Source organism: Clostridium kluyveri (assembly GCF_001902295.1).
Taxonomy (GTDB): domain Bacteria; phylum Bacillota; class Clostridia; order Clostridiales; family Clostridiaceae; genus Clostridium_B; species Clostridium_B kluyveri_B.
In genome coordinates, this window is sequence record NZ_CP018335.1 from 2,667,684 (window position 1) to 2,683,000 (window position 15,317).

The window sequence follows — 15,317 nt, forward strand, 5'->3', positions numbered from 1 at the left end:
AAATTTAAAATCTCCAGGAAGCAGCTTCTAACTGCATTTCAGTCATGTGCTTATATATTCCCCCTTTTTTAACTAATTTATCATGAGTGCCTTGCTCGGCCACAACGCCGTCCTTTAACACTACAATTTTATCAGCTCCCGCTACTGTTCTCATTCTATGTGCAATAATAAGTACCGTTTTATTTTGAATAAGCCTAGATAATGACTCCTGTATCATGGTTTCATTTTCAACATCTAGTGAAGCAGTTGCCTCGTCCAACAATATAATAGGTGCATCTTTCAGAAATGCCCTGGCAATAGATATTCTTTGGCGTTCACCACCAGAGAGTTCAGAACCATTTTCACCAATCATAGTATTCCATCCTTCAGGTAATTTTTCTGCAAATTCATCACAATGTGCAAGCCTTGCAGCCTGTATAACTTCTTCATCTGATGCATTTTTGCGTCCAATACGTATATTTTCTATAATAGAATTATTAAATAAAGTAACATCCTGAAAAACAATGGAATATAGATACATTAAAGCCTCCGGGTCAATTTTTGAAATATCCATACCACCCACAGTAATTCGTCCTTTACTAATATCCCAGAATCGCGCCGCCAACCTAGATACGGTAGTCTTTCCACCACCAGATGGACCAATCAGTGCGGTAACTTCTCCTTGCCTGGCAGTAAATGATACATCCCTTAACACTGTTTCATTATTATTATAAGCAAATGCCACATGGTCAAATACAATATCACAACCTTTGTTTGTAAGTCGTTCCAAGCCTGTTTGTACCTCATGTCCAAGAATTTCATCCATACGTTCGCACTGAATATTGCTTGAAATAATAGCTGCCAGATTCTGTAATGACATCTGCATAGGGTCATATAATCTTGATACCAAAAGTAAAAACATAAAGAAAGTCAAAACATCCAAACTTCCATCTACAAGAAATATTCCCCCAGCTAATGCAACTGTTGCAATTCCAAGCTTTAAAACCATCTGTGAAGATGCAACAAAAGCAGCAGTTCCAAGTTCTGTAATAAGTGCACGTTTTTCAACATTCTTAATTTTTACATCCAATCCCCGCATATAAGCTGTTTCTGCATTGTTTGATTTTAAATCCCTTACAGATTCCAGACACTCCTGGATTCCATCTGCACAGTCCATTTTCACTTTCATCTGTTTTTTTCCTAGTGTATACTGCACTTTTGATGAAAACAAGACAATGATAAAAGAAACGGGCAGTACCCAAAATGCTGCAATTGCCATACGCCAATCAAAGAAAAATAAGCTCACAGCAATGATAAAGGTTGAAATAATAGAACCAATAAGTTCTGGTATCCAATGTGATGATGCTGTTTCTAATAAAGAGCAGTCTGCCATAATAGTGCTTGTCAAATCCGATAAGTCCTTTTTTCCAAAGAAGGAAAGAGGAAGTTTTCGTAATTTTTCAGCAAGTGATATACGTCTCACTCCGCTCTCTACATAGGTTGCAAAAAAGGTTGCGTTATACTGAAGATATGTTGTAATAAATATCAGCAGAAGACATACTATACTTCCTATTACATAAAACACAGTATATTTTCCATCAATGTTGTTATTCATTAAATCACGAACTAGATAATAAAGAAGTGCTATGGGCAGCATCAGCACAATATTGGATAACGTACATGCACCAAATGCTTTTATCATGTCCTTTGCACCTTTTTCTGAAAGGGCATATTTATGTTGGAGTTTTTCAATTAACTTCACTTTGAACACCTACCTTCCATTTTGCAGCACTGTTATACTCATTCCACATATGTGTATACAATCCTGCTTGTTGTGTCAATTCATGATGGTTGCCAGATTCACATATTTTCCCATCCTCTATAACATATATACGATCTGCTCCTGTTACAGTGGATAATCTATGTGCTATCATGAGTACTGTTTTTCCTTTTGACAAAGTTGAAAATGCAGCCTGTACCTTTGATTCATTATCGGGATCAGCAAATGCAGTTGCTTCATCCAATATAAGTATTGGGGCATTTTTAAGCATTGCTCTTGCAATGGAAACACGCTGTCCTTCACCACCAGAAAGGTAATTTCCATTTGTGCCAATTATGGTATCCATACCATCTGTCAGTTTTTCTATAATATCCTCACACCGAGCATCCTTTAGTGCTTTTAATACTTCTTCTCTCGTTGCATTTGGTTTTGCAAGGCGCACATTTTCCAAAATTGAAGTTTTTAAAAGTCTGCTCTCCTGAAATACAAAAGAAACTGTATTCATCAGTTCTTCTTTTGAAATATCTTTTACGTTTACTCCGCCTATTGCAACTTCACCACTATCTACATCCCAAAAGCGAGCTATAATACTGGCCAAAGTTGTTTTACCGCCGCCAGATGGTCCCACAAAAGCCACATGTTCACCTGGGTCAATTTTCAATGAAATATTATTTAATGCATTTTCCTTAGCATCTTTATAACGAAATGATACACCATGAAGTGATACTGAGTTATCCTTTGGATGCTCAGGTACCGCATTTTCCTGCAGTGGCTTCATAGCCATTACACTATCAATCCTCTCTAATGCATCCTCCACAATCATCATATTTTCACTAGAATACATAATTTTATTTAAGGTAACCGTTATAATAGGTGTAATAATAATATAAAATAAAAGGTTTAATAAAAACTCACTGGTAACCCCATTGGATGTAAAAAATAAAGCTGCCGCTATTAACACTGCGAAAACGGCATTAATTGCTGTAGTATAAAACATCATTGGCAGGCGTAAATCTTTCGTATAAGAAATTACCCATTTTTCATAGTTATCAATAGATGTTTTAAATCGCTTAAAGGAAAAAACAGACTGACCAAAGGTTTTTACCACTGGTATACCACGTACATATTCTACTGCTTCATTTGACATCTGTTCTAATGAGTTCTGATATTCTTTCATTTTCTGCTGCATCCTGCTTCCAGTCATTACTGACATAATGCAAAAAGCAATTACAATGGGTATTAAACTTAGAAGTCCTAAACGCCAGTCAAATACCAAAAGCATAGCAAGCAAGCCAACAGGTGTTGCTAAGGCGCCTGCCCGATCAGGCAATTGGTGGGCCAAATAAGTTTCTGTAGCTGCACTTGATTCATCTACAATTTTTCTGATTTTTCCACTTCCAACGCCATCCATAAAACCTAAAGGCAATGTAATAATATGATGCATAGCTTGTGATCTTATATTAGCCTGAACACGGAATGCAGCAATATGCGAACTCATTAAAGCTACTATATAAATAAGCATTGATAAAACAGAAAAAATTACTGCCATCACACCATAATGTGTCAAATTATCCGCTGCACTGAAATCTGGTGCAACTTTCAAAACTTCTTTAATAATTTCCCATATATACACAAATGGTACCAATGCCACAAAAGCACTTACAGCAGATAATACCCAAGAAGCTATTGTTAGATATTTAAAGCTTCCTGCATATCCAAATAGTTTTGACATATTTGATTTTTTTTTCATTTTAAATCCTCTCCTTTCATTTGAGGCTCACATCTATATTCTATATCTTCTTTTATCGATTAGTTTTAACTAACTAGTGTAAACTTTTGTACTATCTCTCAGGTACACGACTAATTCTAATATACTACATTTCACTTTTCTACTCTATTTAGTCGTCAATGCTCCATTTAGACATTTTTTCGATATACGCTTGGATTTACACCTATTACCTTTTTAAATGCCTCTGAGAATTTACTTGCATTATCATATCCAAGGCTCGCTGCAATCTCATTAATCTCTTTGTCGGTATTTTTTAAAAGTTCTGCTGCCTTCTGCATTTTATATGTTCTTATGAAAGAATAAATGCTTTTTCCATATACTTCTTTAAATATAAGTTTCATTGTTGTAAGAGGGATCTTAAATTGTATTGACAATTGATCTAAAGTAATTTTTTCAGAAAGACGTATTGTTAAATATTTCTTTATTTCTTTTATAATATTAACCTGTCTCTTCGAATAATATTTTTTACTCTGTTTTAATTCTTCCTGTTCTAGACTGCTTAAAAAAAGAAGTAATTCTAAAACTTTTACTTTATAATACCCTTTTCTTATTTTTTCAGATACTGCATATAATTCTGAGAAAATATGCTCAATACTCTGATTTTCTCTTATTACTAAGAACTCCCTACTATTTTCACAAAACTTACTTTTTAATCCCGATAGATTAACCGAAACTTCCTCTAGAATACAGGATAGATACCCATGAATTTTATCAAAATCCACAGCTACAGTAATTCCATGGAAATGATTTAACGGAAAATTAGAACTATTACTTGTGCTGTTCTTGAAATTTATGGCAAGATTTCCTTTGGAAAGGTAAAGATAATCCCCCTTTTTACTTTCACATTCAATTATACCTTCTCTGCAATGATTGATTTCCAAAATATTTTTTGGGGGATCTATATCGACGCTTACCCATTGTGTATGAACATCATTATATATCAATTCAATACCTGGAAACACTGAATAGCTTGTCATAACAACATAGCCTTTTGAATTATTAATCCTATAAATCGTACAATCATCATCTCTTCTAATAATATCCACCTGATTGCCATATAATTGCTTATCTCTGTGTGTTGCACGCATTCTACTATTACCTCTCATATAATATGCAGTTAGATTCTTCTAACCTTATGTTATATTATATCATATACTTAAAAATATAAATAACTGAGTACCTGTAAATTATTATATGAGGATAATCTTATAATATTTGTCCTTATTTAATATTGAGTTGAGGTTCTTGTAATCTTTATTCGGTTAATAGTTTCATCAGCTATAATGAAATTATTAATTTGTGCTTTAGCTTTGTCCTAAAAGACACCCCTTCGTCATAATTCTTTATTTATTCCTAATATTATCTTATTATCATTAATTATTAAATCTTTTTCATAGCATTTTGTTATGAAAAAATTTTGCTGTCAGTATTCCAATTTATTATTCGGAAAAATTGGGGTCAATTCTTTAACCTGTTTTTCTGGCAATTGTTTTACAGGGGTTAATATTTGGAATTCTCGTTATAATGTTTTTTAAACAATGAAACATAGATTAAATTGACACCTCTATAAATAACAATATATACTGGAATTATACAAAATGGCAGATGTAATACAAACTCTTAAAATTCAGGAGGTTATCAATGAAAAAATTTCTTCTAGGTCTTTTTGTACTGTTTTTCATAATTTCTGTTAACCCACTCAATGTTTCAGCTTCATCGGAGGAAATAGCTCTGTCCAAATTCAACATAGAAACTACCATAAAAGAAGATGGTTCTATTGATATGGTGGAACTTATAACTTACAATTTCAAGAAAAAATTCAATGGAGCTTATAGGGACATATCCATCAGAAACACAGAGGGCATATATGATATAAAAGTGTCATTTATATCCGAAGCCGGACAGGAAACACCTTTTAGGAAGGTAACTGACGCCAAAAACGGAGATAACAATGTGTTTGAAATATCAAAACAGAATAAGGATCTCTACAGGCTCAAAATCTACTCACCTTCAAAAAATGAAGAGAAAACTTTTAAAATAGCCTATACCATGAAAAATGTTGTCACAAAATACAAGGACACAGGTGAGCTTTTCTATGAATACTGGTCAGATTACAACGAAACTAAAATAGATAATCTGAAAATTCACATTAACTTGCCGTATAATATGGAAAATCAAGATATTAAAGCTTATTACCATACTGTTTCATCTGGAAATATATCTGTCAAAAACGGGACTGTAGAGTATACCTTTCCCCATATTAATTCAAAAGAGCTTGTAGAAGCAAGGGTGCTTTTCCCCGCTAGTTCAATTCCACTGTCCCCTAAAACAAGGAATGAAAATGCCCTGGACAGAATTTTAAGCGAAGAAGCAGACTACAGAGAAAAACAACAGCAGAAAATAGCCCTTGCCCTTGCGAGAAAAAAGACTTTCAATTATGTAAGCATAATTTCAGTATTGTTTTTTCTCATATTCATTCTCATAATATGGAGAAAATTTAGAAATAATAACCAGGATGTATACAGCATATACTCTCCACCAGAACTCCCTGAAGAATGTACTCCTGCAGTAGCAGCTTATCTGGTGAACAGGACTGCAACTGGAAGAACTATATATGCAACCTTACTTGATTTATGGAGAAAGGGTTATTTAACTATTAAAAAAGCAGAACCTGAAAACAAAAAAGATAAAATTAATTTCTCAATCAATAAAGTTGAAAAAGATAGTGGAGAACTTTTAAATCATGAGAGATATTTTATGAACTGGTTATTTGACAAGCTTGGTAACGGTAAAAGTGTCACTACATCCTCCATAAAAAAAGCCAACAAGAAATCTCCCTTTTATCATGATTCCCAAGAATGGTCAAATCTCATAAGAGAAGAAGTCAAATCTAGAAATTATTATGACAAAAAAGCCAACCGTACCGGCATATGGTTAATTGCATTTTCCATTATAGGAATAATTATTTCCATTGTATCTCTGGCTTTTGGAGCTGGTATGGGAATATTGAGCTTGCTTGCATCGGTTATTACTATGATCTGCGGAGTATATTATTGTGTCAAAAAAAGCCCCAAGGGCCAGTCTAGATATAATAACTGGATAAAATTTATAAAATACATTAAAAATACGGACTTCACCTGTGATCTCAATACCCATTATATAGAATCCTATATCCCCTACGCAGAAGCCCTAAATATTAAGAAAGGGAGTATGTCAAATCTCACGGCAGCCTTTCACAATCCTTCACAAAACATGGGCTGGATATACTATTACCTTCTCTTTGACAGCATGAATTTAAATAGGAAGGAACAATTCAGTTACTATATATACGATTCCTTCAATACCGGATCCTCAGGCAGCTCAAGTTCTGATTCAAGTAGTTCCAGTTCAGGCAGTTCCGGTGGTGGAGGTGCCGGTGGATTTTAATTGAATGACAAGTCCCCACATTTGATATCCAAAAATCAAAAAACAAATATATGACAAAAATGAAAGTATTATAGCTATAGTTAAAGTGAATTGAGGACTTTTCTTATCGGCAATTCGTCCTACTATTGAAGCTGCCAAAGCTCCTAAAACTCCCACTAATCCAAACATTCCAGCAGCTTGAGCTCCTAAGTTGTAGGCTGGTGATTTAAGTAAAAAAGATAGTGTAGTCCAAAATATGCTGAAAGTCCCAAACAATCATTGCACCAATTAACGAAGATTCCCTTAAAACCGGCTGATTTTTCAGTAATCCAATTAAAGATTTGAGTAATTTTCCATAACCCATAGAAGTATCTGGAACAGATTTGGGAAGCCATAAATTAAATATTATAATTAGTAATCCCATCATTCCGGCAGCTATTCTATAAACAACCTGCCATCCTAAAGCTGAGCCTATAATTCCACTAAAAACACGAGATACTAAAATGCCGATTAAAAGGCCACTCATTACAGTTCCAATCACCTTACCTCTTTCTACTGGATTTGCCAGATGTGCAGCCAAAGGCACAATCAACATTGGAATAATAGAAGTTAGTCCAACCAATAGATAACTACCCAATAACCAATATATGTTTGAAGCAAATGAAAGAGAAATCAGCGATATTGCTGAACAAAATAACATTGTAATGATTAAACCCTTACGTTCTTTAATATCTCCCAAAGGAACTAGGAAAATCAGTCCCAGGGCATAGCCAATTTGAATCAACATGGCTGAAATTCCAATCATAGATGATGACACATTAAAGAATCTAGAAAGTTATTCCAGCTTTAGTTTTGGTATTTTCAATAATTGATTCCATCTTCTGTAGCCAAATCATATCAACGTTTAAACCGAAGCATAAATGTCAAAGTATTATCATGATAATCTGCATTTATATTACTTAGTTGTAATTCCATCAGCTCTTTGGCAATGGCCAAACCCAAACCCGAAGAGTGCTTAGAGCGATTACTATCAGCCTTGTATGTACGGTTAAAAAGTTGTAATACATCTTCCTCACTTAAAGGCTCACAATCGTTGCTGATGCTGATATTAACATACTCATACGTTACTCCCAAATCAACTTTGCAGTATGATTTAGCATAGCGTATGACATTTTGGAGTAAATTCAGCAATACCCTATTGGTAATTTTTTCATCCAACAACACCAAAGGAACTTTTTCATCAAGATTCAACTGTAATGAGATACTTTTATCTTCAAAGTCTTGATGAAACAGTAATAAACTATCACACAGCAGCTGATATACTGAGTGCGGGTTTAACTGCACCGGATACTCCTTGGCATCGATTAAAGATAAATCATATAATGAATCCACCAGATTGTTTAAGGTTTTCAATTTATATTGCACAGTCTCTAAATATTTTTCTTTGTCTTTTTCCGATAGTTCTAAATGCAAAATTATGTCGATATATCCCATGATAGAGGTTAGTGGTGTCCGTAAGTCATGAGAAAAATTAGCTAAGATTTTTTTGTACTGCTGCTTTTCTTTAATATTTTTCAATTGTAATGTCTTATAGCAATCAACTAAATGATTAATTTCAATAGCCAGCTTCTCTGTTGTTTTATCAGGGGCAACCACCTTAATTTGTTCATTACTTTCAGAAATAAGCCTATTCAATCTGTTAGTTTGTGCAATTAATGCATGGATATTTATTTTTGTAAAATAATATTTTATCAGACAGAGGATAGTTACAACTGACAGTATACACACAATATAAATCATAACTCTCCTCCTTCCATTAGGCTAAATCCTTTTTTTTGAAAATTGTCTGCCCAATAATCAAGCTTATAAAAATAATCATCAATCCCAACGCCCAACACTTCACATCGAAATAAACATTATTGGACATATAATGGACTAAATTATTATCAAACAAGGTAGTGGGTGTCCATTTAGAGATGGTTTTTAGGGCACTTACTCTGCCCGCTAAAGTATTGATTGAAACACCTAAAACACGATAAATGAACATCAAAATAAGTAGGTTTAAAATTTCTGAAACTCCATTAATGGCCAAAACATACCCTAAAATAAAGCTAGAAGCAACAATGGGAAATATATTGCTAAAGGCAATTAAAAATTGATCTAGAGTTGAATTATTTGCCAAATCAAAAATGACATTACCACTTAAAATAGTAACTGATAAAATAATAGTGCCCATAATGACTACCCCAAAAGATAAAGTAATCAATTTTGACCAGAAAATAGCTTGACGAGAATGTCCAAAGGAAACTGCCGCACACATTTTTGTCTTACTTTTTCGTGTTAATATTAAAATAACCAATAAGCATAAAGTAATAATTAAAGTAGTCATACCGAGTACATTGCTATAATAGAACATTCTTGTGCCATAGGGAAAAGTTGGTTCCTTAAATCTAAAATGCTGTAATACCCCTGCGGCAGCCGTGACAAGAAAAGTACTAACTATAATAAGTCCGCAGTATAGCTTTGAACGTATTAAGCGGTAGAATTCACTTCTAATTAGATTCAACATTCTCATCACCTCCTACCAGCCCTAAGAAATATTCTTCTAAGTTCTTACTTTTAACCGTCATCTCTAAAATATCCACATTACCTTCATTTAAGAGCCTATTAATTTTTTGACGTTGTGCAATATAATTATAAATCTCCAACTGCTCACCGGCTAAAACCCTATAGTCCATATCTACAAAATGATTTTCTAATATAAAGCAAGCTTTCTTAGCATCATTGACACGAAGGAAAATAAACTGCTGACTCATTTCCAATAATTCTTTCCGGGATAAATCTTGAACAACTTTACCTTTATTTAAAAAAACAAAACGTGTGGCAATTGATTGAAGCTGTGATAAAATATGACTTGAAATCAAAATTGTAATTTGATGTTCTTGATTTAATTTAAGAAACAGTTGACGCATTTCAACCATTCCTTCAGCATCCAGACCATTGGTTGGCTCATCTAAAAGCAAAAAGTCCGGTGAAGACAATAAAGCCAATGCCAATGATAACCGCTGTTTCATCCCTAATGAATATTGGGAGAATTTCTTACGATTATGTTCTGCAAGTCCTACCGTATTTAATACCTTCTCAATTACTGCCTTTTCAGGAATTCCACGCAGCAAACGGTAATACTCTAAATTTTGGTGGGCATTAAAGTTATCAAAAAACACATTAGTTTCAATCATGACACCCATTCTCTTGCGGGCATTACGTTTTCCATATGGTTCGCCAAACAAAGTGATCTCACCTTTTGTAGGAAATATTTCTTCAGCAATCATCTTGAATAAAGTTGATTTACCAGCACCATTTTTTCCGATAATAGCACATATTTCCCCTTTATATAGTTCAAAGTCAGTACTTTCCAAGGCAACCTGATCCTTATACCTTTTCTCTAAATTAGTTGTTTTTAAAATTGGTGTTTTCATCTTCAGTCCTCCTTTACACTTCTTAGTTTACAAACTGTTTTTTAAGAAGCCTTAAGCAAATTATAAAGAAATCATAAAGATGATACCTAAACTAGTGAAAAACCGATTCCCCAAATAGTTTTTATATATTCTTCATTGGTAATAGCAGAAATTTTTTTACGAATATTAGATACATGGACACTAATACTATTGTCATTTCCCTGATAAATATCGTTCCACAACAGTTCATACAGCTTAGCTTTAGAGAATACTTGTTTGGGATGCTTCAACATAATTTTTAAAATATCGAACTCAACATTGGTGAGATTTAAATCCGACTTTTTAACCATTACCCTATGCTGACTTTCATCCAAAGTAAGTTCTTTCCAGCTTAGACAATCTCCTGTTTGTTGTAAATAATTTTTACGTAGTTGAACTTCAATTCGTGCAGCAACTTCTTCACGGGCAAAAGGTTTAACCATATAATCATCTGCACCTAATTTTAGAATGTTCACCTTGTCTTCAATAATACTCTTCGCAGAAATAACAATAACCGGAATAGATGATTGCTTTCTAATTTCCCTCAGCAATTCCTCTCCAGTTAGTCCTGGCAGCATGATATCCAGCAAAATTAGATTAAAGGATTGTTGTTGAAGTCTTAATTGAGCCTCTGTACCAGAAAAACAGCAAGTTGCTCTGTATCCTTGTTTTTTCACAATTAATTCCAATATTTTATTAATATCATTATCATCCTCCACAATCAATATTTCTATTTGTTTCAAAAACTTCAGCTTTAAGAAATCTATAAAAATCCAAATAAATATATAAGAATTATAGATTTAATTCATACACTCAATATTGCTATTAGTGTACATAATAACATTTCTCTATAATGTTATACCGCAAGCCAACGGTACTTTTGCCACGTCCTTTCTAAAATTAAGCAACTAATTTTCCATTTCGAAAATATAGAGTAGTTACTTTATTTATATTCTTATAAGTGAACTGTTCATTTTCTTTATATCTATTAAAGATATTTATTGCAGAATTGATATCCCTATCTATACTCATTCCACATTCGCATTTGTAAACTCTATTGGATAATGGCATATCGTGTTTATTCCCACAATTTGAACAAATCTTTGAAGTATATGCTTCGTTAATCTTTACTATTTCAACATCATGCAATTTTGCCTTGTATGTTAAATAGGTTTTAAACTTGCCTAATCCCCAATTTTCCTTAATACTTCTATTAAACTTCTTAATCTCTGAGTTTTTTATCATTTTCTCTTGTGATAAATTCCCTATAACTATAGTTTTATTATCTTCTATAATATGCTTTGTAACAGAATGTAAAAAATGTTCTTGCTGTTTTTTTCTCTTACTATATGTTTTATTTAGTCTTTGAGTAAGTTTTTTATACCTTCTACTATCTTTTTTCTTTTTATCTCTCATTGACCTAATTTGGTCTAATTTCTTATTCCAGTATTTATCATATCTTGGATTAATTATTTCTAAAATTTCTCCATTTTGATTAGTTGCTGTAATTAATTTACTGATACCTAAATCAACTGCCAATATATTTTCATTTTGATTTTGTTTTTTATCTAATTCATAAGTAATTGAAAGAATATATTTGTCTCTCGTTTTAGTAATCCATATCTCACCATAGTTTTTAGGTATTTTATTGATATCCATTTTTAATTCATAAAAACCTAGTTTAATTGTTCCATCTTTTATTTTTACATATTGTTTTGGTGTTTTTAATGGATACCAATAGTTCTTATCCTTGTATCTTGGGAGTTTACATTTTTCTCCTCTGGCTCGTTTTTTTATACACCCTTTATAATCTTCTTCTAAGTCCATACAAACCGCATGAAGATGTTTTGCGTAAATCTTTGCATATTCAGAATTATCTTCTCTTAATTTAATTATTTGATTTCTTTGTTCTGACATTTTTATACTTTTGTTACTATAATCATAAATCTCTTTTCTTTGAGAAAGATATGTGTTATAAAGAATTTTACACCAAAAACTATCATGTTCTAACTGATTTATTTGTTCTCTTGTAGGATAACACTGTATTTTTTTTCATAAGTATAACTTTGATTTCATCTTTCTTCTTGAACATCTTCTTTTATCACTTCCTTTATCACGTTGATTAACTTTTTTTGTTTATAACTTCTACTTCCATAAAGCCTTTTAGAAAAAACATGAACTATTGTCATTAAATTTTCTACCATTTCTTGTTCATATATTTTTTCTTCTGCTTTATTCATATAACAATCTCTATATTAAATCTTTTACACATAATTTCAAAAAAGTCATATCCAAATCTCACAAATCTATCTTTATAAGCTATAATAATTCTTTCAACTTGATTAGATAATATTAAATCCCACATTTTCTGAAACTTAGTCCTATTATAATTTAAAGCACCTCATTATACCATTATTTCTCTAATCAACAATTTTTATCAAAGACATCCTTTGCACTGTAAAATAAGAGCTTTTTCCAAAAAGGCTGCCTTAATTCTCTATCATATCTATTCTTTCAGTATTAATTTAATACTTACATTATACAAAAATCACACTTGCTATTTTAAATATAAGAGTTAAAATGATTATATCACACAAACTGAAGGAGTAATTAAAATAGAGTTTATAAATATCTAAAAAATAATAAAAAAACCTAAAACTACTAAATTTTAAACCTACTTTCAAAATATTGAGCTATTATATATCAAATTATTATTTATATTATTTTTGCATATTCACAAATAAAGTTATTTGATATATGTAATGAGGTTGGAATTTCTTTCTGGTATATTAACTGTCTCAGTATTCTTATATCCAAACACAGCCGCATAATACGGTTTGTAGCCATCTTGTATTTGTAATTCTTTTCTCAATTCAGCGGCTTGTGATGAAGCAAATGCAAGCGTGACAAAGAAAATCCAACACGACCCTAAACCAATGGATTCTGCAGCTATTAGCAGATTTTGTGTAGCAGCAGCACAATCCACTTCAGGACATATGCTTTGTTCATCACCTGACACTATTATCAGTGTCGGTGCGTTATACATACAATGGAATTTCTCATCGCTACCCAATGCTGCTAATGGTCCGCCCATATGCTTTGCTACTTTCTTTGCTAAAATATTTAATTTATTCATGATTTCCTTGTTTTGAATGGCTGTAAAATGCCATGCTTGATTCCCAGCATTAGGTGCATATAGCCCCGCTTCTAACACTATCTGTAATTCTTCATCTTTTATCTGTTCATTTTTAAAACTTCTGATGCTCCTGCGTTGCTTAATGTTTTTTAAAGTTTCATTGGTAAATATATTTTGCATATTCCTCTCCTCCATGAATTATTTAAATTATCTTTACTTTGCTTTTTGTACTTTCTTCTTTGATTTTCAATCAATAATTCTAATCTTTCATTCCAGCTGCTTCCAAGATGTGCATTTAGCAGTATTATGATTTCCTCTAACCATTTTTCATAGGGTATTCTGATTCATCAAAAGAATTAAAGCTATCTGTATAATAGCTCGGTAAAATATTTATTTTATTTAGTACATAATACTCTCATAATGCAAATTACTTACAGGACCTATATAGAAAAAGGGCTGTCAAGCCGCAATCCTATTTTCTATTTTTTATTTTTCAAATTTTATACTGTCATTATTTTTTTCACGGTTTTCAAGCATAATTTTTTTCGACACGATTAGATTTTTCTTCTTTATCCGGCATCAGATAAACGTACTTTGAATAATCATCAAATTGAACGGTATTTGTTAAAGTTAGTAGTTCACAACTACCCAATGTGCAGCCCATAATTCCCGCAAAACTAGTTAAAGTATCCTCAAACCCTCTTTCAACATGAATTTCATCACTGACATTCATTGTTGCAACCAAAGCTGTTTTAAAGTTTTTTGGTTTAGGGCCTGTAGATGTACCGCCGTAATCAAGATGTTGAAAATAATTTGTCAGCCAATCTTAAATTTACACACTCGCCCCATACATGCCAAATACCCTTGACATCTTCCAATCGTGAGAGAGAAGAATGGATACGTTATGCTTATTGGCCTCCCCGATGCATCGGCCTCCGTATTTTATCCCTTCCAATTAATTATACAATATCACATTTTACTACTCTTTATTATTATTTAACATATATATTTTTTCAACCAATGTCTAAAATACTGCAACTCTTTCTCAGTATGAAAATAGTGTTCTCCATTTTTCATTACTTGTAAGCTACAGTTGAACCTCTTTGCAAATTGGGATACAATGTGAAACTCACATAAGTTATCTTCTGAGCCATAGAGAATTGAAGTTGGATTATTCCAAGCAATAATAGGATGTTCTTTCACATAACAGTAGTAATCCCAATAAAGAATTTGTCCAATAGGTGTTGAAATTTCTTTCTCTATTTTTAATCTGCTTTCACTTATATTAAACCACGTCATCATATTACTTATGATGCGTTCCATATTCACCACTGGGGAGAGAAATAAGCACTGCTTCAATGACTCATGGCTATATTCTAATAAGCTAAAATATGCTCCTATGCTACAAGCAAAAATGCTTATATTATTAGATAACGATTTTGCATAATCCTTAATAGTATTAAGATCTTGAACGCAGTTTTGAACTTTACAAGCATAGTGTTCATCTTTACGGTCACCATGTTGGGGCAAATCAAAGCTGAGCACCTGATAACCTTTCGTTGTTACTTCTTCTGCAAATATAACAATCACATCATCAGCCTTATTTGACATACTGCCATGTACAACTACGAATAATTTATCTGATTTATTACCCCACAAAATTGCTGGAATATTATCTATTTTAAAATTATATTTTATCATTACAATTTATCCTCCATGAAATATAAATAA

16 protein-coding genes are annotated in these 15,317 nt (G+C 32.4%); 1 reads left to right on the forward strand and 15 read right to left on the reverse strand.

Annotated features, from left to right (window positions below; genetic code table 11):
- Positions 1 to 4: 4 nt before the first annotated feature.
- From BS101_RS12855 to BS101_RS12865, 3 genes are all read right to left on the reverse strand, one after another.
- Positions 5 to 1,681, reverse strand: coding sequence for an ABC transporter ATP-binding protein (locus BS101_RS12855; RefSeq protein WP_198039613.1), 1,677 nt, complete (start codon positions 1,679 to 1,681; stop codon positions 5 to 7).
- 46 nt (positions 1,682 to 1,727) lie between these two features.
- Positions 1,728 to 3,509 carry an ABC transporter ATP-binding protein gene (locus tag BS101_RS12860; RefSeq protein WP_073539186.1) on the reverse strand — a complete coding sequence of 594 codons (1,782 nt, stop codon included), beginning with the start codon at positions 3,507 to 3,509 and terminating at the stop codon, positions 1,728 to 1,730.
- Between the two features lie 167 nt (positions 3,510 to 3,676).
- The gene (locus tag BS101_RS12865) at positions 3,677 to 4,636 is read right to left on the reverse strand and encodes a helix-turn-helix domain-containing protein (protein ID WP_073539187.1); all 960 of its coding nucleotides are present in this window, start codon (positions 4,634 to 4,636) and stop codon (positions 3,677 to 3,679) included.
- A gap of 553 nt (positions 4,637 to 5,189) precedes the next feature.
- Between BS101_RS12865 and BS101_RS12870 the strand changes: the two genes are divergently transcribed.
- The gene (locus BS101_RS12870; protein ID WP_073539188.1) at positions 5,190 to 6,974 is read left to right on the forward strand and encodes a DUF2207 domain-containing protein; all 1,785 of its coding nucleotides are present in this window, start codon (positions 5,190 to 5,192) and stop codon (positions 6,972 to 6,974) included.
- On the opposite strand, the gene BS101_RS23870 is transcribed toward BS101_RS12870, so the two are convergent.
- From BS101_RS23870 to BS101_RS12915, 12 genes are all read right to left on the reverse strand, one after another.
- Positions 6,936 to 7,142, reverse strand: coding sequence for a hypothetical protein (locus BS101_RS23870; protein ID WP_242951257.1), 207 nt, complete (start codon positions 7,140 to 7,142; stop codon positions 6,936 to 6,938). The genes BS101_RS12870 and BS101_RS23870 overlap by 39 nt on opposite strands.
- Before the next feature lie 37 nt (positions 7,143 to 7,179).
- Positions 7,180 to 7,758: an MFS transporter gene (locus BS101_RS12875; protein WP_242951258.1), complete on the reverse strand. Its 579-nt coding sequence runs from the start codon at positions 7,756 to 7,758 to the stop codon at positions 7,180 to 7,182.
- Positions 7,759 to 7,850: 92 nt separating this feature from the next.
- Positions 7,851 to 8,753: a sensor histidine kinase gene (locus BS101_RS12880; protein WP_073539189.1), complete on the reverse strand. Its 903-nt coding sequence runs from the start codon at positions 8,751 to 8,753 to the stop codon at positions 7,851 to 7,853.
- Between the two features lie 16 nt (positions 8,754 to 8,769).
- Positions 8,770 to 9,522, reverse strand: coding sequence for a hypothetical protein (locus tag BS101_RS12885; protein ID WP_073539190.1), 753 nt, complete (start codon positions 9,520 to 9,522; stop codon positions 8,770 to 8,772).
- The gene (locus tag BS101_RS12890) at positions 9,506 to 10,432 is read right to left on the reverse strand and encodes an ATP-binding cassette domain-containing protein (protein WP_073539191.1); all 927 of its coding nucleotides are present in this window, start codon (positions 10,430 to 10,432) and stop codon (positions 9,506 to 9,508) included. Before BS101_RS12890 ends, BS101_RS12885 begins: the two co-directional genes overlap by 17 nt.
- Before the next feature lie 86 nt (positions 10,433 to 10,518).
- Positions 10,519 to 11,169 carry a response regulator transcription factor gene (locus BS101_RS12895; RefSeq protein ID WP_242951259.1) on the reverse strand — a complete coding sequence of 217 codons (651 nt, stop codon included), beginning with the start codon at positions 11,167 to 11,169 and terminating at the stop codon, positions 10,519 to 10,521.
- A 181-nt stretch (positions 11,170 to 11,350) separates the two neighbouring features.
- Positions 11,351 to 12,496, reverse strand: a complete 1,146-nt coding sequence (locus BS101_RS12900; RefSeq protein WP_278335284.1) for an RNA-guided endonuclease InsQ/TnpB family protein — start codon at positions 12,494 to 12,496, stop codon at positions 11,351 to 11,353.
- A 26-nt stretch (positions 12,497 to 12,522) separates the two neighbouring features.
- Positions 12,523 to 12,690: a hypothetical protein gene (locus BS101_RS22775; protein WP_156876047.1), complete on the reverse strand. Its 168-nt coding sequence runs from the start codon at positions 12,688 to 12,690 to the stop codon at positions 12,523 to 12,525.
- Positions 12,687 to 12,815 (reverse strand): hypothetical protein, encoded by a 129-nt coding sequence (locus tag BS101_RS24255; RefSeq protein WP_278335235.1) that lies wholly within the window; start codon positions 12,813 to 12,815, stop codon positions 12,687 to 12,689. Before BS101_RS24255 ends, BS101_RS22775 begins: the two co-directional genes overlap by 4 nt.
- 381 nt (positions 12,816 to 13,196) lie before the next feature.
- A complete protein-coding gene (locus tag BS101_RS12905; RefSeq protein WP_073539193.1) occupies positions 13,197 to 13,766 on the reverse strand; it encodes a nitroreductase family protein in 570 nt (189 codons plus the stop codon).
- 349 nt (positions 13,767 to 14,115) lie between these two features.
- Positions 14,116 to 14,331 (reverse strand): hypothetical protein, encoded by a 216-nt coding sequence (locus BS101_RS12910; RefSeq protein WP_242951260.1) that lies wholly within the window; start codon positions 14,329 to 14,331, stop codon positions 14,116 to 14,118.
- A gap of 251 nt (positions 14,332 to 14,582) precedes the next feature.
- Entirely contained in the window at positions 14,583 to 15,287 is a 705-nt protein-coding gene (locus BS101_RS12915; protein ID WP_073539194.1) for an alpha/beta hydrolase, read from the reverse strand.
- Positions 15,288 to 15,317: the final 30 nt, after the last annotated feature.

Coding starts and splice junctions, on each gene's coding strand:
- BS101_RS12885 (WP_073539190.1), bottom strand. CDS start 9,522: ATGTTGAATCTAATTAGAAGTGAATTCTACCGCTTAATACGTTCAAAG.
- BS101_RS12875 (WP_242951258.1), bottom strand. CDS start 7,758: ATGATTGGAATTTCAGCCATGTTGATTCAAATTGGCTATGCCCTGGGA.
- BS101_RS12880 (WP_073539189.1), bottom strand. CDS start 8,753: ATGATTTATATTGTGTGTATACTGTCAGTTGTAACTATCCTCTGTCTG.
- BS101_RS12860 (WP_073539186.1), bottom strand. CDS start 3,509: ATGAAAAAAAAATCAAATATGTCAAAACTATTTGGATATGCAGGAAGC.
- BS101_RS12865 (WP_073539187.1), bottom strand. CDS start 4,636: ATGCGTGCAACACACAGAGATAAGCAATTATATGGCAATCAGGTGGAT.
- BS101_RS12905 (WP_073539193.1), bottom strand. CDS start 13,766: ATGCAAAATATATTTACCAATGAAACTTTAAAAAACATTAAGCAACGC.
- BS101_RS24255 (WP_278335235.1), bottom strand. CDS start 12,815: ATGTGGGATTTAATATTATCTAATCAAGTTGAAAGAATTATTATAGCT.
- BS101_RS12855 (WP_198039613.1), bottom strand. CDS start 1,681: ATGATAAAAGCATTTGGTGCATGTACGTTATCCAATATTGTGCTGATG.
- BS101_RS12915 (WP_073539194.1), bottom strand. CDS start 15,287: ATGATAAAATATAATTTTAAAATAGATAATATTCCAGCAATTTTGTGG.
- BS101_RS12890 (WP_073539191.1), bottom strand. CDS start 10,432: ATGAAAACACCAATTTTAAAAACAACTAATTTAGAGAAAAGGTATAAG.
- BS101_RS23870 (WP_242951257.1), bottom strand. CDS start 7,142: ATGTTTGGATTAGTGGGAGTTTTAGGAGCTTTGGCAGCTTCAATAGTA.
- BS101_RS22775 (WP_156876047.1), bottom strand. CDS start 12,690: ATGAATAAAGCAGAAGAAAAAATATATGAACAAGAAATGGTAGAAAAT.
- BS101_RS12870 (WP_073539188.1), top strand. CDS start 5,190: ATGAAAAAATTTCTTCTAGGTCTTTTTGTACTGTTTTTCATAATTTCT.